Below are 21,983 nucleotides of genomic sequence, written 5' to 3' on the forward strand. Positions count from 1 at the left end.
GGGGCGGAATATGCAAATCCCTATGCAGAAGAGCCCGACGCCTGTTCGGCCGCCCACACCGCGATCTGCGCCCGCGAGGTGTAGCCCAGCTTCTCCATGATGTTGGCGATGTGCCTGGCCACCGTGGCCGGGCTGATGACCAGCTCCCCGGCGATCGCCCGGTTGGACAGGCCGCGGGTGAGCAGGCCGGCGATCTCCCGCTCACGGGCCGTCAGCAGCGGGCGCCGTACCGGCTCGGCCGGCGCCGGCGGCTCCCGCCGCGGCTGCCGCTCCCCCTCCAGGACGCGGCGGGCGGCCTCGTCGGGGCCCATCGCCCGGCCCCTCGACCACAGGGCGGCCGTACGGCCCTCGCCGAGCCTGCCCCGGGCCCGGCCCAGCAGCTCCTCGATGCGGAGCGTGGCGTGCTGCTGGCCGATGGACTCGCGCAGCTCCGCGGCCGCGGCGGCGGCCGGCAACGCGCCCTCCAGGTCGCCCTCGCACTCCGCCAGCACCGACAGCCCCATCAGGCAGCGGGCCACGCCCTGACGCTGGCCGGTCTCCCTGCTGAGCGCGAGGCTCGCGGCCAGGCGCCGCCGCGCGACGGCGAACTCGCCCAGCATCGCCGCCACCCGGCCGCCGTGGGCCAGGCAGCGGGCCAGGTCGGCGTCGGTGCCCAGCTCGCGCAGCCAGGGGACGGCCATCTCGTACCTGGCCCTGGCCGTCACCAGATCGCCACGGGCCTCGGCCACCGCGCCGAGCTGGGCGGCGGCGCGGGCCATGATCCACCGGTGGCCGTGCTCGCGGGCGCGGGCCAGCGCCTCCTCCCCGTGCCGCTGCGCCTCCCGCAGCCGGCCCCGGGTCAGGGCCACCGCCGACAGACCGGCCAGCCCCGCCGCCTGGTTCCACGGATCGCCCGTACGGGTCGCCTCGGCCAGGCCCTCCTCGGCGTGGCGCAGCGCCTCGCCGGCGCGGCCCATGCGCAGCAGCACCACGACGACGAGGCTGTGCATGACGCAGCGCGGGAACGCGTTGTCCGGCGCGAGGCCAGCCAGGCTCTCCTCGGCCGCCTCCAGCGACCGGCTCAGCTCGTCCCGCGCCTCCAGGCCGTAGGCGAGGTACGCCTTCGCATGGGCGATCTGCTCCGGCGGCACCGCCGACACGTCCAGCGACAGCAGCCGCTCGATCCAGCCGACGATCTCCGCGGGATTGCCGCCCAGCGGCAGCAGGGCCGTGCTGACCATGCACAGCCGCAGGCCCAGCGCCACGTCGCCGGACTCGACGGCCCAGTCGAGCGCCGCCCGCTGGTCGTCCAGCAGGCTCCGGCCCGCGGTCAGCGCCCGCAGCCGCTCCGGCCACGGCACGCCGGGGTCCACCATCTCGGTGGCGAAGAGGCGTTCCTGGAGCTCGCACATCACGCCGAGGTGCCGCTCGCGCAGCAGCTCCCGCTCGCCCGCCTGGCGCAGCCGCTCCAGCGCGTACCGCTTGATCGTCTCCAGCAGCCGGTAGCGGGTGCGGGTCTCGTCGCACAGCACGAGGGACTTGTCGACCAGGCCGCCGAGCAGATCGACGATCTCCGCCTCGGCGACGGGCCGCTCGGCGCACACCCGCTCGGCCAGCCCGAGATCGAACCCGCCCGCGAACACCGCCAACCGGCGCAGCAGCACCTGCTCCTTCGCCGAGAGCAGGTCGTAGCTCCACTCGACGGCCGCGAGCAGCGTGCGCTGCCTGGCGGGCGCCGTACGGCCTCCCGTGGTCAGCAGGGAGAAGCGGTCGTCGATGCGGTCGGCTATCCGGCCGGGGCTGAGCAGGCTCGTCCGGGCCGCGGCCAGCTCCAGGGCCAGCGGGAGCCCGTCGAGCGCCCGGCACAGGCGTACGACGTCGGCCAGGCTCTCCGGCCCCAGCCGGGTCCCGGCGGCCGCCGCCCGATCGAGAAAGAGCTGCACCGACTCCACCTCGGCCACCGCCCCCCACGTCTCCCACCCACCGCCACCCCCCGCCCCGCCCTCCCGCTCACGCACTCCCCCGCCCCCGAGACCCCGCTCACGCACTCCCCCGCCCCCGAGACCCCCCTCACCGCCCCGCTGCCCGCCAGGACTCCCCGTGCCGCCCCGCGCTCCGCCCCCCTCGCGCGACGCGGCGCCGCCCGCTCCTGACTCCCCGGCTTCGCCGGGCATCGGCGTGCGCCCGAGCACCGCCGGGGCTCCAGGGGGCGCCTTGCCTGGTGGGGCCTGGCCGGGCTTCCGGCCGGGAAGAGGCCGCGCGGGGGCAGGGGCGGCAGGGGCGTGCGTGCGGGCGAGGGCGGCGGGCGCGAGGTCCTCGTCCGGGTCGGGGAGGTCGAGCGGCGGGACGCGCCAGATCAGCTCACTGGCGATGCGCAGCGGCTCGCGGCTGGTGGCGAGCACGCTCAGCCGCGGGCAGGCGGCCACCAGCCCCGCCGTCACCTCCGCACAGGCGTCCACCAGGTGCTCGCAGTTGTCGAGCAGCAGCAGGCAGCACAGGTCGCGCAGCCGCGCGGTGACGGTGTCGAGCAGGGGCCGCCCGGCCTCGGCGCGCACCCGCAGCACGCGGGCGATCTCGGGGATGACCAGCTCGCCCCGCCCGAGCCTGGCCAGCTCGACCAGCCAGACGCCGTCGGGGCAGGCGGGCAGCAGCCCCGCCGCGACCCGCAGCGCCAGCCGGGTCTTGCCGATGCCGCCCACGCCGCACAGGGTGACGACCCGCGTCCGCCCGAACAGCGCGCGCAGGTCGCCGACGTCGCGCTCGCGGCCGACGAACCGGTTGGGCTCTGCCGGAAGGTTGTGCCTGGGGGGCTCTGGCATGCGGTCACCCTGCGTCGCGGAAGGATCACACTCTCCCACAGTAGTGTCGCACTTTCAGAGGCCGAGGGAACTCACGATCGCCCGTTCGTCGACGACCCGCAGGAGCGGGTCGCCGAGCAGTTTCCTGGCCAGCTCGTACGGCCCCACGACCACGGTGGCCCGCCGTTCCTGGACGAGCACGCGGCACCCGACGACGCTGGGCTCGTGGGCGACCACGACGTGGGCCCCCGCCATCATGGCCAGGTCGATGACCCGCAGGCCGCGGAAGGGCTCGCTGACCGCGCAGACGACGACGTCGTCCTTGCCGACGACGAGCCGGGTGGACAGCCGCCGCAGGTCGCCCGCGAGTTGCAGGTGGTCGAACACGCGCCCGCCGTCGAGCGCGACGGCCGGCCCCACCAGCGGCCCGAACTCCACGGCCCCGGCGTTCAGCAGGTCGCCGAACGGCCGCGTGCCCGGCGCCCGCTGGAAGGAGAAGACCTGCTCGACCTGGACGGCGGACGGGTCGTGGAAGCGCTGGGTGATCATCATGCGGGCCTTGCCCGCGTTGCCGAGCACGGTGACGCCGCCGGCCCAGGCGACAGCGTGGACGGCGACCGGCAGCATGGCGCCGAGCGGCACGTCGACGAGCACGTGGTCGCCGGGCAGCAGGCCGTTGCGGCGCAGCCCGGCCGCGGCCCGCGTCACCCACCGGACGAACGCCGCGTACGACAGCACCTCGCCGGTCCTGACGTCGCTCACCGCCGGATCGTCGCCCTTGGTCGGCGCCGACGCCGTCACCAGCTCTGTCCACGTCATGCCCGCCAATCTAGGGAGCGGGCCCGCGCTTGCCATGCGCACAAATGTGCAACCGGGTATGTAGCTGCGAGCCGGGACGGCGCGCGGCGGGCCGCCCTACGCTTGATCCATGCCGGACGAATCCCTGGGGCGCATCCTCGACGCCGCGTACGCCGGGATGCTGGAGCAGGGCCTGCGCCGGCTGACCATGGACGACGTGGCCAGGCGGGCGGGGCTGGCGAGGATCACCGTCTACCGGCGTTTCGCCAGGAAGAGCGAGCTGATCGAGGCGGTGCTGCTGCGGGAGCTGCGGCGGTTCCTGCGGGCGTTCGAGCAGGAGCTCGCGCCGCTGCCGACGGCGGCGGAGCGGGTGGTGGAGGGGTTCGCGGTCACGTTACGGCTCGTCCGCGCGCATCCGCTGCTGACCCGGCTGCTCGCCACCGAGCCGGAGACGATCCTGCCGCAGCTCACGGTGGAGGCGGGGCCGTACCTGGCGGTGGCCAGGCGTTATCTGGCCGAGCGGCTGAGGACCGAGGGGGCGCGGGCCGACGCGGTGGCGGAGACGTACGTGCGCATCGCGCTGTCGTTCGTCCTGACCCCGGCGGGCGTGGTGCCGCTCCGCGACGACGAGGACGCCCGCGCCTACGCGCGCCGTCACCTGGTGCCGCTCCTGCGGCCGAACCTGCCCACCGAGGGGAATCAACTAGAATTGTGAGGTCGCGATTTCGCGCGGCCGCCCCCACGACATAGAGCGAGATCTCATCATGCCTCTGAACAGCCGCGACGACCTGCGGAACATCGCGATCATCGCGCACGTCGACCACGGGAAGACCACGCTGGTCGACGCGATGCTCTGGCAGTCCGGGGCGTTCCGCGCCAACCAGGACGTCGACGACCGGGTCATGGACTCCAACGACCTGGAGCGCGAGAAGGGCATCACCATTCTCGCGAAGAACACCGCCGTGCAGCACGGCGGCATGACCATCAACATCATCGACACCCCCGGCCACGCCGACTTCGGCGGCGAGGTCGAGCGCGGCCTGTCGATGGTCGACGGCGTGGTGCTGCTGGTCGACGCCTCCGAGGGGCCGCTGCCGCAGACCCGCTTCGTGCTGCGCAAGGCGCTGGGCGCGAAGATGCCGGTCATCCTCTGCATCAACAAGGTCGACCGTCCCGACGCCCGCATCAGGGAGGTCGTGGACGAGGTCTACGAGCTGTTCATGGACCTCGACGCGACCGAGGAGCAGATCGACTTCCCGATCGTCTACGCCTCGGCGAAGGCCGGCCGGGCCTCCATGAACCGTCCCGACGACGGCGGCATGCCCGACTCCGAGGACCTGGAGCCGCTGTTCGACATCATCAAGTCGACGATCCCGGCGCCCACCTACGACCCCAACGCGCCGTTGCAGGCCCACGTCACCAACCTCGACGCCTCCTCCTACCTCGGCCGCATCGCGCTCTGCCGCGTCCACCAGGGCCAGATCCGCAAGGGCCAGCAGGTGGCCTGGTGCCGCACCGACGGCTCGATCCAGCGCGTCAAGATCACTGAGCTGATGATGACGGAGGCGCTGGAGCGCAAGCCGGCCGAGGAGGCGGGCCCCGGCGACATCATCGCGATCGCCGGCATCCCCGACATCATGATCGGCGAGACGCTGGCCGACCCCGAGGACCCGCGCCCGCTGCCGCTGATCACGGTCGACGAGCCGGCCATCTCGATGACCATCGGCACCAACACCTCGCCGCTGGTCGGCAAGGCCAAGGGCACCAAGGTCACCGCCCGCATGGTGAAGGACCGCCTCGACAAGGAGCTCGTCGGCAACGTGTCGCTGCGCGTGCTGCCGACCGACCGGCCCGACGCCTGGGAGGTGCAGGGCCGGGGCGAGCTGGCGCTGGCCATCCTGGTCGAGCAGATGCGCCGCGAGGGCTACGAGCTGACCGTCGGCAAGCCGCAGGTGGTCACCAAGGAGATCGACGGCAAGGTGCACGAGCCGGTCGAGCGGCTGACGGTCGACTGCCCCGAGGAATACCTCGGCGCGGTCACCCAGCTCCTGGCGGTGCGCAAGGGCCGCATGGAGCACATGACCAACCACGGCACCGGCTGGATCCGCATGGAGTTCGTGGTGCCGGCGCGCGGCCTGATCGGCTTCCGCACCGAGTTCCTGACCGAGACCCGCGGCACCGGCCTGGTGCACCACGTGTTCGACTCGTACGAGCCGTGGTTCGGCGAGCTGCGCACCCGCGCGAGCGGTTCGCTGGTGGCCGACCGCTCCGGCCCGGTCACCGCGTTCGCGATGCTCAACCTTCAGGAGCGCGGCGCGCTGTTCGTCTCCCCCGGCACCGACGTCTACGAAGGCATGATCGTCGGGGAGAACTCCCGCTCCGACGACATGGACGTCAACATCACCAAGGAGAAGAAGCTCACCAACATGCGCTCCTCGACCTCCGAGGAGACCGAGAAGGTGATCCCGCCGCGCGTGCTGTCGCTGGAGCAGGCGCTCGAGTTCATCCGCGAGGACGAGTGCGTGGAGATCACCCCCGAGGCGGTGCGCATCCGCAAGGTCGTGCTCGACGCCTCCTCCCGAGCCCGCGCCGCGGCCCGCGCCAAGCGCTCCTGACGACCGCGTCAGGTCCGCCGGACGAACGCCCCGGCGCGCCTGACGGTCACCGGCGGGGCAGTTCGCTGCCTCGCACGTGGGCGTGGAGCCAGTCGACCAGCGGCGCGAAGTCGCGCCACGCCGCCGCCACCCGCTCGCGAGCCTCGGCCGTGGACACCCAGGGCTCGGGGTCGAAGCGGATGCCCGCGTACAGCGACTTGTGGCGCAGCAGCCCGATGCGAGGGTGGTCGTCGCCGAAGCCGCGCGGCCGGGTCTTCAGCCGCGCCCCGTCCACGGTGTAGCCGGCGGCGGTCAGGCCGTCGGCGAGGGCCGCGAGCGGCTTGCCCGACAGGTCCTCGTCCACGGCCGCCCGGTAGCGGGCGACCTGGTCGGGCGCCTGCGTGTAGCAGCCGCCGGCCGCGTACAGGCCGGCCGCGCTGATCTCCACGTAGAGCCCGATGCCGGGCAGGCGTTCGACGAACGCCCCTTGATGCGTCTTGTACGGCGACTTGTCCTTGGCGAAACGCACGTCGCGGTGCGGCCGGAAGAGATGGGCCGGCCCGAACTCGGCGGCCAGCTCGTCGGTGAGCGCGAGCATCGGCGCCCGCACGGCCTCCTCGTAGCGGCGTTTGTGCTCGGCGAAGTAGGTCTTGGAGTTGTCGGCCTCCAGGCCCTCGTAGAACAGGAACGCCTCGTCGGGAAATCCGGTGAAACCCATGCCGCCAGAGTGCCACGCCGGACCGGCAGGGCGGCAATCCGATCACCGGCGCTCGGTGTACTCCTTGCCCGGCACCGGCGGGCGGCCGTACAGCTCGGAGACCGTGACGAAGGTGAACCCCCTGCGGGAGAGCGTGTCCAGCACGTGGGGCACGGCCCGGACGGTCGTGGCGTGGATGTCGTGCATGAGGACGATCGAGCCGGGCCTGGCCTTCCCCGCCCGCCGGGCCACGACCTCGGAGTTCCGGTCGCGCCAGTCGAGGGTGTCGACGTTCCAGAGGATCTGCGCCAGGCCCTCGCGGCGGGTCTCCCTGGCCACGTGCTTGTCGGTCGCCCCGTACGGCGGCCGCATGACCCGCATGCGGACCCCCGTGAGCCGCCGCACCAGCTCCCCGGTGTGCCGCAGCTCGCGCCGGACTCCCTCGTCGGACAGCCCGGTGAGCGCCGGATGGCTCCAGGAGTGGTTGCCGATCTCGTGGCCTTCGTGCACGATCCGCCGGGTGAGGCGCCCGCCCCGGTCGGCGGCCACCATCTGGCCGATCACGAAGAAGGTGGCCCGGACGTCGCGCCGCCCGAGGAGGTCGAGCAGCCGGCCGGTGTGGTCGCCGGGCCCGTCGTCGAAGGTGAGGGCCACGCACTTGACCCGCCCGCAGTCGAACGCGCGGGCGCGCGGCCAGCCGGGCTGGATCGACGCCAGCCGCTTGGCGAGCTGACCGGGATCGACGTGGGCCGCCCGCATCGGCACGATCGCCGGGGGCCTGGCCGCGCGCCGGTGCGCGACCGACGCGGTGACGCAGGCCGCCAGGGCGAGCAGGGCGAGCGGCAAGGCCCACACACGCATGATTCCCCCGAACGCCGCAGGCGGGGGGAATCACATCACGGACGGTCCTGGGCCGGCGTCCCCCGCAGCTCCCTGGCCAGGTCGTCCCACCAGAGTGGGATATCGGCCTGCAATTCCTGGTAGCGGCGCGCCACACGTATGGCACATCCGACCGGATCCGTACCCAGATGCCGACGTTTCACCGCTCCTTCCTGCCATCGGTAAAAACCATCCCTATAACGTACGACCAGGCCGATCCACACGGAGATGGTCTCGTCGTCGCCCAGCTCGTACGCGCTGGGCACGCCCCGGCCATGAAGCTCCGCGTGCAACTTCTCCGTCGCCGCCCGGGCCTCACTCACACCCCACCTCCTGAGAACGGCCGAATCACGCGGTAATCATGAAGCTCCGCGGGGTGATCCGCAGGCCGTTCGACGTTATTGGTCATGCGTCTCGCGCGGCTCGGCCACGACCATGACGATGCGCAGCTCCTCCGTGCCCTGGTTGGCGTAGCGGTGGGGCCGGTCGGCCGTGAACAGCACGGCGTCGTCTTTGCCGATGACGTGGCTCTTGCCGTAGAGGGTGAGGGTCAGCTCGCCCTCCAGGACGGTCACCATCTCGCGGGTGCCGGGCGGATGGGCCTCGCCGTCGTGGTGGTCTCCGGGGGCGATGCGCCAGTCCCACAGCTCCAGGATCATCGGCGAGTCGGCGCCGACGAGCAGCCGGGCCCGCACCCCGCCCTGGGTGAAGGTGACCACGTCGGACTTGTCGACGATGCGCACCAGGGGGACGTCGCCGACCTCGACCAGCCGGGCGACGGTCACGCCGAGGGCGGAGGCGATCCGGGTGAGCGTGGACACGCTGGGGTTCGTCCGGCCCTGCTCGACCTGGACGAGCATGCCCCGGCTCACGCCTGACCGGGCGGCGAGCTGGTCCAGCGTGAGCCCGCGGTGGGAGCGCAGGTAGCGGACGTTGCTGGCGATGGCCTGGTTCATGAGCTCGGGGTCTTCCATGCAGTGCAGTGTAGTGATATTCAGTGGCAACACAGTGCACTCAATGTGTTGTACTAGATGGCCAACACATTGGACTCATGGAAGGAGCTGACGGATGACCGCGGTGATCCTCGCGACCGCCTGCGCGGTGGTGTACGGCACCGCCGACTTCTTCGGCGGTCTCGCCACCCGGCGCACCCAGGTCCTCGCGGTCGTCGCGCTCTCGCAGCTCGCCGGACTGGCGCTGGTCCTCGTCCTGCTGCCGGCGCTGCCCGGCGCGGCGGGCGCGCCCGCGTTGCTGTGGGGCCTGGCCGCCGGGCTGGCGGGGGCGGGCGGGCTGGCGCTGTTCTACCGGGCGCTCGCCACGGGCGTGATGTCGGTGGTCGCGCCGACCACGGCGGTGACCTCGGCGGCGCTGCCGGTGCTGTTCGGGCTGGCGACCGGGGAGCGGCCGGCGTTCTGGGCGCTCGTGGGCGTGGCGCTGGCGCTCGGCTCCGTGCTGCTGGTCAGCCAGGACCGCTCGGCCGGCGCCGGCCGGGGCGCCTCAGCGGGGCTCGCGACCGCGCTGCTGGCCGGGGCCGGGTTCGGCGGGTTCTTCATCCTGCTCGCCATGGCGCCCGCCGACGCCGGCCTGTGGCCGCTGGTCGGGGCGCGCCTGTCGTCGGTGACGGCGGTGGCCCTGGTGGCGCTCGCCACCGGGCGCGCGCTGTGGCCCCGGGCGGGGGCGGGAGCGGGCCGCGTGATCGTGGCGGCGGGCGTGCTCGACATGGCGGCCAACGTCCTCTACCTGCTGGCGCAGCGGCAGGGGCTGCTCAGTCTCGTGGCCGTGCTCGTCTCGCTCTACCCGGCCAGCACGCTGCTGCTGGCGAGGCACGTGCTCGGCGAGCGGCTGAACGGCATCCAGGTGACGGGCGTGGCATGCGCGCTCGGCGCGGTCGCCCTGATAGCCGTTGCGTAGCCCCGGCGCGCTTGTTACGTTTCGCCCGTGCGGCCCGACGGGGCACGGATCAAGGGCGAGGGTCTGAGGCACGTCGGCGTGCCGTACGACTCTGATGACGCCTATGTCCGGCTCGTGCTGCCGCGCGTGCGGACCGCGCTCACCGAGGGCCGGCGGGTGCTGGTGATCACCCGCCCCGACAAGCTGGACCGGCTGGCCGAGGCCCTGGGCCGGGACGCCGAGCGCGTCGACCGGCGGGTGGCGGCCTCCTGGTACGGCCACCCCTACCGCACCCTGGCCGCCCTGCACGAGTACACCCGGGGCCGGCGCACGCTCGTCGTCGGCGAGCCGGCATGGGAGGGCAGGAACGAGCGCGAGGTCCGCGAGCTGATCCGCCACGAGTCGGTGGTCAACGCGGCGCTCGCCCGCTCCTCGGCGCTCGTCTTCTGCATGTACGACCTGCGCAGGACGCCTCCGGCCGCGCTGGAGTACCACGAGGTCAACCATCCGCTGCTGCTGGACGCGGCGGGCGAGACGCCGAGCGCCGGTTTCGTCCCGCCGGGTGAGCTGGTGCTGGACGGCGACCGCGCCCCGCTGCCCGCGCCCGGGCCCGGCGCGGTGACGATCCGCTTCACCGCCCGCGAGCTGAGACGGCTGCGCCGCAGCGTCGGCGACTGGGCGAGCACCGCGGGCATGGCGCGCGACCACGTGACGTCGCTGGTCATCAGCGTCTCGGAGATCGCCGCGAACAGCGTGGAGCACGGGGCGGGATTCGGCACGATCACGATGTGGAAGACCGGCGGGGAGCTGCTCTGCGAGATCGCCGACCCCGGTGGGGCCCTGGACGACCCCCTGCCCGGCTACATACCACCCGAGCCCGAGTCCCCCAGGGGATACGGGCTCTGGATCAGCAGGCAGCTCTGCGACCTGGTGGAGCTGCGCGCGGAAGGCGGCGTGCTGCGCGTCCGCCTCCATCTGTCTCTGGGGGAATGACCTTCCCTGCTCAGGCGGCGCGCTGGCTGGGAACGCGCAGCGCGCCCTCCTCGCGGGCGTACTCCTCCAGCATCCCGCGGAGCTGGCGGCGGCCCCGGTGCAGGCGGGACATCACGGTGCCGATGGGCGTGCCCATGCGCTCGGCGATCTCCTTGTACGGGAATCCCTCCACGTCGGCCAGGTAGACGGCCACCCGGAAGTCCTCGGGCAGGGAGCGGAGGGCGTTCATGACGACGTTGTCGGGCAGCCGGTCGAGCGCCTCGGTCTCGGCCGACCGGAGACCGGTGGAGCTGTGCGACTCGGCGGCGTGGAGCTGCCAGTCCTCGATCTCCTCGGCCGCGGACAGCTTCGGCGAGCGCTGCTTCTTGCGGTAGTCGTTGATGAAGTTGTTCGTGAGGATGCGGTGGAGCCACGCCTTGAGGTTGGTGCCCTCACGGAACTGGTGGTAAGACGTGTACGCCTTGGCCACCGTCTCCTGGACGAGGTCCTCCGCGTCGGCGGCGTTCCGGGTCAAGCGCATGGCGGACGCGAACAGCTGCGACGTCACGGGCACGACATCGCGCTCGAACCAGTCCTGGCGCTGCTCATCGGTCATGGTGATCAAAATGTTCATTCCCCCTTGCGCTGTCCCCCGTCTCGGCAAAGGCCGTCTGCCGACGTTCTCATCATGGCAAGTCCCGGCTAAGGGACGCGTTAGCGAGAGTCCGCCAAGGTCAGAAGGGGTTTCCGTCCGTCTGCTCGCGGCGTGCGTCATCACGTCCACGGCCGGACAAGTCTCGTTATCATAACACTACCTACCCATTTCCGCAGTAATAGTGGCCAGCATCACAGGGGATAGCGTAAGAGCATGATTTTCGTAGACCGTCACGACTCGCGTACGCGCCGCTGGGTGGCGGAGGCCATACTCAAGGTGGAGGCCGATGCCAACCGCAGTTGCGACACACACCTTCACGTCTTTCCGCTGCCCTCGCACTGGGGAGTAAACCTCTACTTGAAAGACGAGTCGGTGCACCCTACAGGTTCACTCAAACACCGACTCGCTCGCTCGCTGTTCCTCTACGGTCTGGCCAACGGCTGGATCGGGCCCGCCACCACCGTCGTCGAGGCCTCCAGCGGCTCCACGGCGGTCAGCGAGGCCTATTTCGCCAGGCTGCTGGGGCTGCCCTTCATCGCGGTGATGCCCGCCTCCACCTCGCCGGAGAAGATCCACCTCATCGAGTTCTACGGCGGCAAATGTCATCTCGTACGCGATCCCGCCACGATCTATGACGAATCTCACCGTCTGGCCGCCGAGACCGGCGGCCATTTCATGGACCAGTTCACCTACGCCGAACGCGCCACCGACTGGCGCGGCAACAACAACATCGCCGAGTCCATCTACTCCCAGATGGCGATGGAGCCGCACCCCGAGCCGGCCTGGATCGTCGTCGGGGCGGGCACCGGCGGCACCTCCTCCACCATCGGCCGCTACATCCGCTACCGCCGTCACCCCACGCGCCTCGCCGTCGTCGACCCCGAGGGCTCGGCCTTCTACCCGAGCTGGACCACCGGCGACGCCGCGCTCACCGCGCCCGGCTCGCGGATCGAGGGCATCGGCAGGCCCCGCGTGGAGCCGTCGTTCCAGCCGTCCGTCATCGACCGCATGATCGCGGTGCCCGACGCCCACTCCATCGCCGCCATGCACTGGACCCGCGAGGTCACCGGACTCGACGTCGGCGGCTCCACCGGCACCAACATGGCCGCCTGCGTGCAGCTCGTCGACGAGATGCGCCAGACGGGCGAGCGCGGCAGCGTCGTCACGCTCGTCTGCGACAGCGGCGACCGCTACAAGGGCACCTACGGCAACCCCGCCTGGCTCGCCGCGCAGTCGCTCGACATCGAGCCGCACCTCGCCGAGCTGCGCGCCTGGCTGGAGGGGTAGCTCCGGTCAGCGGTCCGCGCCCAGCAGCTCCGCCCAGTCGCGCAGCTCGTGCTCGCCGTACAGGTAGCCGAACCGCTCCTCGATCACCCGGCTCGTCCACCGCTCGGAGTGCCCGTGCAGGCGGACGACGGCGAGGTCCGAGGTGGCGGCCAGCACGGGCGGCACGGACGACGGGTGCCCTTGAGGCATGTCCACGCACACGTACGGCAGGTCGTGCGCCGCGAGGAAGGCGAGCGTGTCCTCCCGGTGCGCGTCGTCCATCCAGGCGGCGTTGCGGAACTCGACGCAGATCCGCATCGGCCGGCACCGGTCGCGGCAGCGCAGCAGGTAACGGCGGTTGCTCTCGCCCGGCGGGAACCACGGCGGGAACTGGAACAGCAGCGCCCCCAGCCGCCCCGCCTCGTGCAGCGGCGCGAGCGCGCCCAGGAACCGGTCCCACACCTCCTCGACGATCTCCGCCGGCAGGTCACGCTGGTAGAGGGTGCGCTTGGGGCTCTCGCCGAGCGCCGCGCGTAAGTCCTTGTGCAGCGAGGACGGCCGGGTCGGGTGCTGGGTGAGCAGGGAGAACGCCTTGACGTTGAAGGTGAACCCGTCCGGCGTGCGCTCGCGGTGCGCGCCTCCGGCGGGTACCAGCCGGAGGCGAGCAGCGACTTGTCCGTCCACGACGCGGTGCCGACGAGGATCTTGCCCATCGGCGCCACGTACCCCGCGCGGGCGCCGCCTCACACCTCGGCCAGCGCGCGCCCCACGTCCTCGTCGTCCGGGGCCAGGTCGGCGGCGCGCAGCAGGTCCCGACGCGCCCGCTCCGGCAGCCCCGCCGCCCGCAACACCACCGACCGGTTGAACAGCAGCTCCGCGCTCTCCTCCACGTCGAGCGCGCGGCCCAGGTCGGCGAGGGCCTCCTCGTGGTCGCCGCGCTCGTGGGCCAGCTCGGCCCGGCCGGCCCACGCCGCCACCAGGCGCGGGTCCAGCTCCAGCGCCCGGTCGTAGGCGGCCCGCGCCTCCCGGGCGCGGCCCTCGGCCTGCTCGACCTGACCGAGCACGCACAGCAGGTACGGATCACGCGGCGCGACCGCCAGCCCCGCCTGCGCATCGTCCCTGGCCAGCGCGTACGCCCCGGTCGCCGCGTGGATCCCGGCCCGGTTGACGTAGGCGGGGGCGAAGGCCGGGTCCAGCTCCAGCGTGTGGTCCAGGTCGGCGCGGGCCCCCGCCAGGTCGCCCGCGGCGTAACGCAGCTCGGAGCGGTTGTAGTACGCCTCGGGGAAGGGCGGGCTGAGCCGCATGACGGCCTCGTAGTCGGCCAGCGCCTCCGCCGGGCGGCCGAGCCGGTGCAGCAGGTTGCCCCGGTCGAGGTAGTAGTCGGGGTAGCCGGGGTCGGCGGCGATCGCCCGCCCGTAGTCGGCCAGCGCCTCCTCGGGCCGGCCGGCCATGGCGAGGAGCTGGGCGCGGTTGGCGTGCAGCACGAGCCGGTGGATCGGGTGCTGGTCGGCGAGGTCGGCCCCGGCCAGGTCGAGCGCCTCCTGGACGAGGTCCATGGCGGCTTCCACGCGGCCCCTGCGCACCTCGACGAGGGCCTTGCCGTTGAGGTCGAAGCCCAGGTGGAAGGCGCGCTCGCGGGGGTCGGGCAGCAGGGAGGTGATGGTGACGGCCTCGTTGACCCAGGCCAGCGCCTCCTCCGGGTCGCGCCGGGCCGGGTCGTGGTGCCGGACGAGGATCATGGCCGTGGCGTAGGCCATCGTGGCGCGGCGCCGCGGGTCGGTGACGCGGCGGCGGGCCTCGTCGTAGAGCGCGCGGGCCTCGTCCTCCCGCTCGACGGCCTCCAGGGCGCCGGCGACCCGCACCAGCAGCCGCTCCCAGCCGCCCGGGTCGTCCTCGTACGCGCTCGCGCGCAGCCTGGCGAGCCCCGACTCGGCCATGGCGTGGTGGAAGCCCTCGTCGCGGTAGCGGTCGAAGTCCTCGGGCAGCGGCCCGGCCGACGGCGCCGACGGCCCCTCCTCGACGCGCAGCAGCGCGGGGTCGAGCCGGCGGCGCAGCACCGCGACCAGTTCGGCGTCGGTGGGGTCGGCCTCGGCCAGGTTGGTGACGGTGACCGTGAGCGGCCCCGTCCGCGTCAGGTGGCCGCGGACGAACTCGGCGAGCCCGTTGGCCAGCCTGAGCGTGCGCCGCGCCCCCGGGACCAGCACCCGCTGGGACCGGGGCAGACTGTCGGCGAGCGAGCGCCTGCGGGCCGGCACGAGCGGCCGCAGGGCGGGCGCCGCCGCCCTGATCTCGATGTCGTGAAGGGCGGGCAGGCCGGATCCGCTCTCCAGCGCCTCAGGGACGAGGCGGCCGAGGAGCGCAGCGGCGAAGGTGTAGGGGCCTCCCGCGCGGCGGTCCGCGTCGATGACGATCGTGTTCACGCGACCTCTTCCGGTGCGGCCGGCGCCTCTGTGCGGGAGGCGCCGGCGAGGTCGGCTCAGGACATGTGCCTCGGCGCGGCCGCGGCGGTGACCTTCACGGTTCCTGGCCGGTGAACGACGATCTTCTTCATGGGGGCGCCCTTTCGCGTGCTCATGACCCGACGATCACTGATGACCGGTACATGTCAGCACACGGAAATCTCGCCCATCAAGGCATCTTCTGGTAAGGGCTCTTACATCACCAGAAACGACCTGACCGTAATGGATCACTCACCCAGGATCGCGTCCACGAAGACCTCGGCGTCGAACGGCGCCAGGTCGTCGGGACCCTCACCGAGCCCGACGAGCTTGACCGGCACGCCCAGCTCCCGCTGCACCGAGATCACGATGCCGCCCTTGGCGGTGCCGTCCAGCTTGGTCAGCGCGATGCCGGTGATGTTGACGACCTCGCCGAACACCTGGGCCTGGCGCATGCCGTTCTGGCCGGTGGTCGCGTCGAGGACGAGCAGCACCTCGTCGACCGTCGCCTTCTTCTCGATGACCCGCTTCACCTTGCCCAGCTCGTCCATCAGGCCGGTCTTGGTGTGCAGGCGGCCCGCGGTGTCGACGATGACGACGTCGACCTTCTCCTCCATGCCCTTCGCGACCGCGTCGAAGGCCACGGACGCCGGGTCGGCGCCCTCGGGCCCGCGCACGGTGTCGGCGCCCACGCGCTCGCCCCACGTCTGGAGCTGGTCGGCCGCCGCGGCGCGGAAGGTGTCGGCGGCGCCGAGCGTGACCTTCTTGCCGTCGCCGACCAGTGAACGCGCGAGCTTGCCCGTGGTGGTGGTCTTGCCGGTGCCGTTGACGCCGACGACGAGCACCACGGCCGGGCGCTCGCCGTGCTTCTGGACGTGCAGGGTGCGGTCGAGGTCGGGGTCGATCTGGGCGAGCAGCTGCTCACGCAGCAGCGCCCGCACCTCCGCGGGCGTGCGGCTGCCCAGCACCTTGACGCGGGTGCGCAGTTCCTCGACGATCACCTGCGTCGGCGCGATGCCGACGTCGGCGGTGATGAGGCGCTCCTCGATCTCGTCCCACACCTCGTCGTCGAGCCGGTCACGGGACAGCAGCTCCAGCAGGCCGCGCCCGAGCGCGCTCTGCGAACGGGCCAGCCGCGAGCGCAGCCGCACCATCCGGCCGGCGGACGGCGGCGGCACCTCGATCTCGGGGACGACGACCATCGGCTCCGCCGGCGGGGCGGGCGGCGGCAGCGTGGTGGTCGCCCCGCCCTCGCGCTCCTCGGCCGCGGCGGGCGGCTTCTCCTTCTCCTCCGGGATCGGGAGGGTCTCTGGCGGCTTGACCGGCGGGGCCTTCCGGCCCGGCCTGAGCAGCAGGAAGAGACCGCCGGCCGCCAGCAGGGCGACGACGGCCACGATCACGATGACGCCGAGGTAACTCTCCACAAGATGTCAGTTTTCCAGATCGACTGTCATGGTCACGCCCAAGGCCACACCGTTCAGGCCGGCTCGCGCTCTCTGAGCCGCTGGCTGACGACCTGCGTGACCCCGTCGCCGCGCATCGACACGCCGTAGAGAGCGTCGGCGATCTCCATCGTGCGCTTGTTGTGCGTGATGACGATCAGCTGCGAGCTCTGCCGCAGCTCCTCGAAGAGCGTCAGCAGGCGCTGCGTGTTGGTGTCGTCAAGAGCGGCCTCGACCTCGTCCATCACGTAGAACGGCGACGGCCGCGCCTTGAAGATCGAGATCAGGAACGCCACCGCCGTGAGCGAGCGCTCGCCACCCGACAGCAGCGACAGCCGCTTGACCTTCTTGCCCGGCGGCCTGGCCTCGACCTCGATGCCGGTGGTCAGCATGTCGTCCGGCTGGGTGAGGACCAGCCGGCCCTCGCCGCCGGGGAACACGCGGGTGAAGATCTGCTCGAACTCGCGGGCCACGTCGTCGTACGCGGAGGCGAACATCTGCTCCACGCGGTCGTCGACCTCCTTGACCACGGTCAGCAGGTCGCGCCGGGTCTTCTTCAGGTCTTCGAGCTGCGAGGTCAGGAACGCGTGCCGCTCCTCCAGCGCCGCGAACTCCTCCAGCGCGAGCGGGTTGACCTTGCCGAGCTGGTTCATCTGCCGCTCGGCGGCCCGCGCCCGCTTCTCCTGCTCCTCACGCACGTAGGGGACGGGCGGGTCGCCGGGGACCTCGGCGTCGGGGCCGTACTCGGTGAGCAGCGACTCGACCTCGACGCCGAACTCCTCCAGCGCCCGCTGCTCCAGCTGCTCCAGCCGCAGCCGCTGCTCGGTGCGCGCGACCTCGCTGCCGTGCACGCGGTTGACCAGCTTGTCGAGCTCCTGGCCGAGCTCGCGCACCCGCAGGCGCACCTGCTTGAGCTCGGCGTCGATCGCGACGCGGGCGAGGTCGGCCTCGTCGCGCTCCCTGGAGGCCAGCGCGACCGACTCGGCCAGGGCCGCCAGCACCCGCTTGGCGCCCTTGCTCACGGCCTCGGCGAGCGCCGCCTGACGCCGCCGCCTGGCCCGCTGAGCGGCCGCCTGGGCGCGTTCCTCGCGTTCGCGGCGGGCGGCCCGCAGCAGGCCGTCGGCGCGGCCCTCGACGCTCTTGACGCGCTCCTCGGCCGTGCGGACCTGGAGGCGGGTGTCCATCTCGCGCCGGCGGGCCGCCTCGCAGGAGGCGGCCAGCTCGTCGCGCAGGTCGGTGGTGGGCTCGGTCTCCAGCTCCTGGGCGTATTCGGCCTCCGCCAGGCGGATCTCCAGCTCGGCCAGCTCCTCCAGGCCCTCGGCGCGGGCCGCCTCGGCCTTGGTCACGCTCGCGGCCAGCCGTTCGGCCTCGGCGCGGGCGGCGCCCGCGGCGGCCTCCAGCTGGGCGAGCCGCCGGGCGGCGGCGGCCGTGCGCTGGTCGGCCTCCCGCTGGCGGCCCCTGACCTGGTCGAGCGCGCCCTGGGCGGCGCTCACGCCGGACTGGGCGGTCGTGACGGCGGTCTGGGCCTCGTTGACCCCGGTCTGGGCGGCCTCCAGGGCGGCCTGGGCGCGCTGCTCTCCGTCGATCGCCTCGTCCAGGGCCGCCGCGGTCTCCTCCGCCCGCGCCTCGGCCTCCTCCAGGTCTCTGACGGCCTCGTCGAAGGCGGCGCGGACCTGGAGCACGGACTGCCCGCCCGCGGCTCCGCCGCTCGCCACCCGCGCGCCCACCACGTCTCCCGCCATGGTGACGGCCCTGAGCCGCGGGTGCCGCTCGACCAGCTCCCGCGCCGCCTCCAGGTCGGCCACCACGGCGACGCCGTCGAGCACGTGGTCGAGCGCCGGCCGCAGGTGGTCGGGAACGGTGACCAGATCGGCGGCCCACCGCGCCCCCTCGGGCGCGGCCCCGTACGCACCGCCGCCCCCGCCGGAGCCGCTGGGTCCGCCGGGGCGGGCGACCAGCAGGGTGGCCTGGCCGGCGTCGCGGTCGCGCAGCAGGGTGAGGGCCTCCACGGCGGTGTCGATGGTCTTGACGGCGATCGCCTCGGCGACCGGGCCGAGCACGGCGGCGACCGCCGTCTCCGCGCCCGGCGTGACCTGCAGCGCGACGGCCAGCGGGCCGAGCACCCCGGCGAGGTCGGCCTCCAGCAGCGCGGCGCCGCCGTCGCCCCTCGCCAGGCCCAGCTCCAGGGCGTCGCGGCGGGCGGACAGCGCGGCGACCGAGCGCTGCGCCTCCTGGTCGGCGGAGCGCGCCGTGGCGACCGCCGCGCGGGCGGCCTGCAGCCCCGAACGCGGCTCGTCGAGGGCGGCCTTGGCCTCCTCGGCCGCCGCCCTGGCCGCGTCGGCGACCGCGCGGGCCTCCTCGACCAGCGCCTGCGCCGTGGCCAGCTCCTCGGCCAGCGCGGGATCGACCGGGGGCTCCTCCAGCCGCTGGGTCTCCAGGTCCTCGCCGGCCTGCCGGGCGCGTTCGGCGGCCTCGGCCACCGCCTGCTGGAGCCGGCCGATCTCCTCCTCGGCGGCGCGGGCCCTGCTGCGTACGGAGTCGACCTGGCCGCGCAGCCTGGCCAGGCCCTCGCGGCGGTCGGCGGCGGCACGGGCGGCCAGCGCGAGCCGCCGCTCCTCCTCGCTCAGCTCGGCCTCGCACCCGGCCCGCGCCTGGACGGCCTCCTCGAGCAGCTCGCGCGCCTGCTCCAGCTCCGCCCTGAGCACGAGCTCGCGCTCGCGCGCCTCGTCCGCCTCGCGTTCGAGGTCTTCGGGGTCGCGGCCGCGGCGCTCGATGGAGGCGGCGTCGAGCGCGTGGCGGTGCCGCTCGGCGGCGAGCTGCTCCAGGCCGGTGATGCGCTCGCGGAGCGAGGACAGCCGGAACCAGGTCTCCTGGGCGGCGGCCAGCCGGGGCTGGGCCTCGGCCTCCGCGGCCTCCAGCGCGGCCTCGCGCCGCTGGGCCTCGGCCAGCTCGGCCTCGACCTGGGCGCGCCTGGCCATGATCGCGGCCTCGTCGGCGGCCTCGCGCTCCAGGGTGGCGCGCAGCGTGCCGACGTCGTCGGCGAGCAGCCGCAACCGGGCGTCGCGCAGGTCGGCCTGGATGACGGCGGCCTTGCGGGCGATCTCGGCCTGCCTGCCGAGGGGCTTGAGCTGGCGGCGCAGCTCGGTCGCGAGGTCCTGGACGCGGGTCAGGTTGGCCTGCATGGCGTCCAGCTTCCGCAGCGCCTTCTCCTTGCGCTTGCGGTGCTTGAGCACGCCGGCGGCCTCTTCGATGAAGGCCCTGCGGTCTTCCGGGCCCGCGTGCAGCACGGCGTCGAGCTGGCCCTGGCCGACGATGACGTGCATCTCGCGGCCGATGCCGGAGTCGGACAGCAGCTCCTGGATGTCGAGCAGGCGGCAGGTGTCGCCGTTGATCGCGTATTCGCTCTGCCCGGACCGGAACATCAGCCGGCTGATGGTGACCTCGGTGTAGTCGATCGGCAGCGCGCCGTCGGTGTTGTCGATGGTCAGCGTGACCTCGGCGCGGCCGAGGGGCGGCCGGGAGGAGGTGCCGGCGAAGATGACGTCCTCCATCTTGCCGCCGCGCAGCGACTTGGCGCTGTGCTCGCCCATGACCCAGGCGAGGGCGTCGACGACGTTGGACTTGCCGGAGCCGTTGGGGCCGACCACGCAGGTGATGCCCGGCTCGAACCGCAGGGCGGTGGCGGAGGCGAAGGACTTGAACCCGCGCAGGGTGAGGGTCTTCAGGTACAAGCGCGACCCCCTTCTCCCTGACCCGGACCTTCGGAAAAGCCTACTGGTCCCGGCCACCCGGCGCAGGCGACGCCGGGTGGGACAAGGGCAAATAGCAAGGGACGCCTCGTGGAGACGTCCCTGGGTCCTGCGTTCCGATCACTCTCAGGTGAGTGCCGGCTCGCGCTCCTGCAAGCGACTGAGCGCCTCGTCGCGGGTCTGCGCCGCAAGAGCGTCGTTCGTGGCCTGAAGTCGGATGAGTTCTGCCTCCAGGTCACGGATGCGCTGCTGCAGGCGGCGCATCTCCGAGACCATACGAGGGTCAGGACCGCCGACGTGGCCGAGTAGAGCCTTCGCCATGGTAAAGGGTCCTCCACGCTGAGTGACCAGACTGGTTCGCGCACTTCTTATTCCGCGGGAGGGGTGCGCGTGGTACCTAACAAGAGTCGCACCGGCAGTGTGGGCGGTCAAGTCGAACAAACCGCTGCGCCCTACTGATGGGCACTCCCGACATATAACTATACCCTATTTGGGCGGTTTAACGAAAGTGGCTACCTCTCCACAAAACCACCCAAACTACCTCGGGGTTCGCTCCAACGTTCCACTACTCCATCGACCCTGCCCGGCGTGTCGCAACCTCTGAGCAGCTCCAGCAGCTTGACGCAGCTCACGCGCGAGCCCTCCGCGACGACCTCGACCCGGCCGTCGTCGGTGTTGCGGGCCCACCCGGTGAGGCCCAGCTCCAGTGCCCTGGCGCGGGTCCACCAACGGAAACCGACACCCTGGACCCTCCCCCGGACCCAGGCCGTCAACCTGGCGTTTTCCTGATTTTCCGTCATCTTTCCCCTCCCCTGGGCCCGTCGTCCTCAGGCGACCAGGGCGTCCTTCGCGGAGGACGCCCACCCGGCCGCCGCCGCCACGAACGCCCTGACCGTCGCGCTCTCCGCCGCCCTGACCCAGGCCAGGCCCAGGATCGACGGCGCCAGCCCGCTGACCGGCACGAAGCTTACGTCGGGCCGCTCGTGGACGGCCGCGGTGGGGGTGCAGAAAAGCATTCCCCCACGCCCGAGGGCCACCTGTGTCAAGCCCTCCTGCGCGGTGGCGACGGCGCCCGACCGGGGTATCGGCCGTCCGGAAGGCGTCACGGAGGGTGCCGTCCGCTCGCTCCACCAGCACGGCGCCGGCCCCGCCAGGCCGATCAGGGGAACCTCGGCCAGTTCCTCCGCCGTCACGGCCGGCCGCCCCGCGAGCGGATGGCCGGCGGGGAGTCCGAGCCGATAGGAGACCCTGTTCAGCGCCGGCCCCGTGGCGAGGTCGGGCTCGTCCACCGGCAGGAGGGTGAAGGCGACGTCCACCTCACCGGCCCGCAGCCGGGTGAACGGGTCGGCGAGCGGGATCTCCACCAGCTCGGCCGCGCTGCCGGGATGGCGGCGCTCGAAGGCCCGTACGCTGCCCGTCACGACCTCCGTGGGCGTCGCGAGGAAGCCCACCCGCACCACCTCCTTCACCGCCCGCGCGGCGGCCGTGGCGCGGCTCACGGCGCCCGTCACGCCGTCGTAGGCGGGCCTCAGGTCGGCCAGGAACCGCTCGCCGAGCGGCGTGAGGCGCACCCGCCGGCTCGTCCGCTCGAACAGCCGGCCGCCGATCCTGGTCTCCAGCGCGCGCAGGAGCTGGCTGACCCGGGCGGGTGACAGGTAGAGGCGTTCGGCCGTACGGGCGAAGTGCAGCTCCTCGCTGAGCACCAGGAAGCACTCCAGCTCCCTGAAGTCCATGTCCGCCTCCCCGTGGATCGTTCAGCCTGACTCAACCAAGCCTTCGGACTTCGCCGTTGTTCCCGGAGCCGGGCCGGAAGAAGGCTGAGGGGC

Annotated in this window: 19 protein-coding genes; 5 read left to right on the forward strand and 14 right to left on the reverse strand. The window is 72.8% G+C overall.

From position 1 onward, the window contains the following. Positions 1–20: 20 nt before the first annotated feature. Complete coding sequence (locus tag Nocox_RS34895; protein WP_020543938.1) at positions 21–2,798, reverse strand: LuxR C-terminal-related transcriptional regulator; 2,778 nt, start codon at positions 2,796–2,798, stop codon at positions 21–23. 54 nt (positions 2,799–2,852) lie between these two features. Then, entirely contained in the window at positions 2,853–3,596 is a 744-nt protein-coding gene (locus Nocox_RS34900; RefSeq protein WP_169577044.1) for an AMP-binding protein, read from the reverse strand. 109 nt (positions 3,597–3,705) lie between these two features. Here Nocox_RS34900 and Nocox_RS34905 point away from each other — a divergent pair, with 109 nt between their 5' ends. Both Nocox_RS34905 and typA read left to right on the forward strand, forming a co-directional pair. After that, a complete protein-coding gene (locus Nocox_RS34905; protein WP_020543940.1) occupies positions 3,706–4,290 on the forward strand; it encodes a TetR/AcrR family transcriptional regulator in 585 nt (194 codons plus the stop codon). Between the two features lie 49 nt (positions 4,291–4,339). Next, entirely contained in the window at positions 4,340–6,190 is a 1,851-nt protein-coding gene (typA, locus tag Nocox_RS34910) for a translational GTPase TypA (protein WP_020543941.1), read from the forward strand. Positions 6,191–6,236: 46 nt separating this feature from the next. Here the strand turns inward: typA and Nocox_RS34915 are convergent, their stop codons facing one another. The 4 genes from Nocox_RS34915 to Nocox_RS34930 all read right to left on the reverse strand — a co-directional run bounded on the left by Nocox_RS34915 (position 6,237) and on the right by Nocox_RS34930 (position 8,719). Next, positions 6,237–6,887 carry a DUF2461 domain-containing protein gene (locus Nocox_RS34915; RefSeq protein WP_020543942.1) on the reverse strand — a complete coding sequence of 217 codons (651 nt, stop codon included), beginning with the start codon at positions 6,885–6,887 and terminating at the stop codon, positions 6,237–6,239. A gap of 42 nt (positions 6,888–6,929) precedes the next feature. Then, positions 6,930–7,727, reverse strand: a complete 798-nt coding sequence (locus Nocox_RS34920) for a polysaccharide deacetylase family protein (protein WP_084685710.1) — start codon at positions 7,725–7,727, stop codon at positions 6,930–6,932. 35 nt (positions 7,728–7,762) lie between these two features. Then, a complete protein-coding gene (locus Nocox_RS34925; protein WP_020543944.1) occupies positions 7,763–8,068 on the reverse strand; it encodes a hypothetical protein in 306 nt (101 codons plus the stop codon). A gap of 75 nt (positions 8,069–8,143) precedes the next feature. After that, positions 8,144–8,719: a helix-turn-helix domain-containing protein gene (locus Nocox_RS34930; protein ID WP_020543945.1), complete on the reverse strand. Its 576-nt coding sequence runs from the start codon at positions 8,717–8,719 to the stop codon at positions 8,144–8,146. Between the two features lie 94 nt (positions 8,720–8,813). Between Nocox_RS34930 and Nocox_RS34935 the strand changes: the two genes are divergently transcribed. Further along, a complete protein-coding gene (locus Nocox_RS34935) occupies positions 8,814–9,656 on the forward strand; it encodes a DMT family transporter (RefSeq protein ID WP_020543946.1) in 843 nt (280 codons plus the stop codon). A gap of 27 nt (positions 9,657–9,683) precedes the next feature. Beyond that, positions 9,684–10,628, forward strand: coding sequence for a sensor histidine kinase (locus tag Nocox_RS34940; protein WP_020543947.1), 945 nt, complete (start codon positions 9,684–9,686; stop codon positions 10,626–10,628). A gap of 10 nt (positions 10,629–10,638) precedes the next feature. Here Nocox_RS34940 and Nocox_RS34945 read toward each other — a convergent pair whose 3' ends face one another. Further along, the gene (locus Nocox_RS34945) at positions 10,639–11,241 is read right to left on the reverse strand and encodes a sigma-70 family RNA polymerase sigma factor (RefSeq protein ID WP_026214479.1); all 603 of its coding nucleotides are present in this window, start codon (positions 11,239–11,241) and stop codon (positions 10,639–10,641) included. Between the two features lie 234 nt (positions 11,242–11,475). Between Nocox_RS34945 and Nocox_RS34950 the strand changes: the two genes are divergently transcribed. Then, a complete protein-coding gene (locus tag Nocox_RS34950; protein WP_026214480.1) occupies positions 11,476–12,549 on the forward strand; it encodes a PLP-dependent cysteine synthase family protein in 1,074 nt (357 codons plus the stop codon). Between the two features lie 6 nt (positions 12,550–12,555). Here Nocox_RS34950 and Nocox_RS34955 read toward each other — a convergent pair whose 3' ends face one another. The 7 genes from Nocox_RS34955 to Nocox_RS34985 all read right to left on the reverse strand — a co-directional run bounded on the left by Nocox_RS34955 (position 12,556) and on the right by Nocox_RS34985 (position 21,890). Continuing rightward, on the reverse strand, positions 12,556–13,212 hold the full coding sequence (locus tag Nocox_RS34955; RefSeq protein WP_051112591.1) for a DUF72 domain-containing protein: 657 nt from the start codon (positions 13,210–13,212) through the stop codon (positions 12,556–12,558). Positions 13,213–13,271: 59 nt separating this feature from the next. Beyond that, positions 13,272–14,948, reverse strand: a complete 1,677-nt coding sequence (locus Nocox_RS34960) for a tetratricopeptide repeat protein (protein WP_020543950.1) — start codon at positions 14,946–14,948, stop codon at positions 13,272–13,274. Between the two features lie 266 nt (positions 14,949–15,214). Further along, positions 15,215–16,390, reverse strand: coding sequence for a signal recognition particle-docking protein FtsY (gene ftsY / locus Nocox_RS34965; RefSeq protein ID WP_020543951.1), 1,176 nt, complete (start codon positions 16,388–16,390; stop codon positions 15,215–15,217). A 53-nt stretch (positions 16,391–16,443) separates the two neighbouring features. Beyond that, complete coding sequence (gene smc / locus Nocox_RS34970; protein ID WP_020543952.1) at positions 16,444–20,139, reverse strand: chromosome segregation protein SMC; 3,696 nt, start codon at positions 20,137–20,139, stop codon at positions 16,444–16,446. A 144-nt stretch (positions 20,140–20,283) separates the two neighbouring features. Further along, positions 20,284–20,478, reverse strand: a complete 195-nt coding sequence (locus tag Nocox_RS34975) for a hypothetical protein (RefSeq protein ID WP_026214481.1) — start codon at positions 20,476–20,478, stop codon at positions 20,284–20,286. A gap of 191 nt (positions 20,479–20,669) precedes the next feature. Further along, a complete protein-coding gene (locus tag Nocox_RS34980) occupies positions 20,670–20,957 on the reverse strand; it encodes an acylphosphatase (RefSeq protein WP_020543954.1) in 288 nt (95 codons plus the stop codon). A 27-nt stretch (positions 20,958–20,984) separates the two neighbouring features. Next, positions 20,985–21,890 (reverse strand): LysR family transcriptional regulator, encoded by a 906-nt coding sequence (locus Nocox_RS34985; protein WP_020543955.1) that lies wholly within the window; start codon positions 21,888–21,890, stop codon positions 20,985–20,987. Positions 21,891–21,983: the final 93 nt, after the last annotated feature.

The organism is Nonomuraea coxensis DSM 45129 (assembly GCF_019397265.1).
GTDB classification, from domain to species: Bacteria; Actinomycetota; Actinomycetes; order Streptosporangiales; family Streptosporangiaceae; genus Nonomuraea; species Nonomuraea coxensis.

Coding starts and splice junctions, on each gene's coding strand:
- Nocox_RS34895 (WP_020543938.1), bottom strand. CDS start 2,798: ATGCCAGAGCCCCCCAGGCACAACCTTCCGGCAGAGCCCAACCGGTTC.
- Nocox_RS34900 (WP_169577044.1), bottom strand. CDS start 3,596: ATGACGTGGACAGAGCTGGTGACGGCGTCGGCGCCGACCAAGGGCGAC.
- Nocox_RS34905 (WP_020543940.1), top strand. CDS start 3,706: ATGCCGGACGAATCCCTGGGGCGCATCCTCGACGCCGCGTACGCCGGG.
- typA (WP_020543941.1), top strand. CDS start 4,340: ATGCCTCTGAACAGCCGCGACGACCTGCGGAACATCGCGATCATCGCG.
- Nocox_RS34915 (WP_020543942.1), bottom strand. CDS start 6,887: ATGGGTTTCACCGGATTTCCCGACGAGGCGTTCCTGTTCTACGAGGGC.
- Nocox_RS34920 (WP_084685710.1), bottom strand. CDS start 7,727: ATGCGTGTGTGGGCCTTGCCGCTCGCCCTGCTCGCCCTGGCGGCCTGC.
- Nocox_RS34930 (WP_020543945.1), bottom strand. CDS start 8,719: ATGGAAGACCCCGAGCTCATGAACCAGGCCATCGCCAGCAACGTCCGC.
- Nocox_RS34935 (WP_020543946.1), top strand. CDS start 8,814: ATGACCGCGGTGATCCTCGCGACCGCCTGCGCGGTGGTGTACGGCACC.
- Nocox_RS34945 (WP_026214479.1), bottom strand. CDS start 11,241: ATGAACATTTTGATCACCATGACCGATGAGCAGCGCCAGGACTGGTTC.
- Nocox_RS34950 (WP_026214480.1), top strand. CDS start 11,476: ATGATTTTCGTAGACCGTCACGACTCGCGTACGCGCCGCTGGGTGGCG.
- Nocox_RS34975 (WP_026214481.1), bottom strand. CDS start 20,478: ATGGCGAAGGCTCTACTCGGCCACGTCGGCGGTCCTGACCCTCGTATG.
- Nocox_RS34980 (WP_020543954.1), bottom strand. CDS start 20,957: ATGACGGAAAATCAGGAAAACGCCAGGTTGACGGCCTGGGTCCGGGGG.
- Nocox_RS34985 (WP_020543955.1), bottom strand. CDS start 21,890: ATGGACTTCAGGGAGCTGGAGTGCTTCCTGGTGCTCAGCGAGGAGCTG.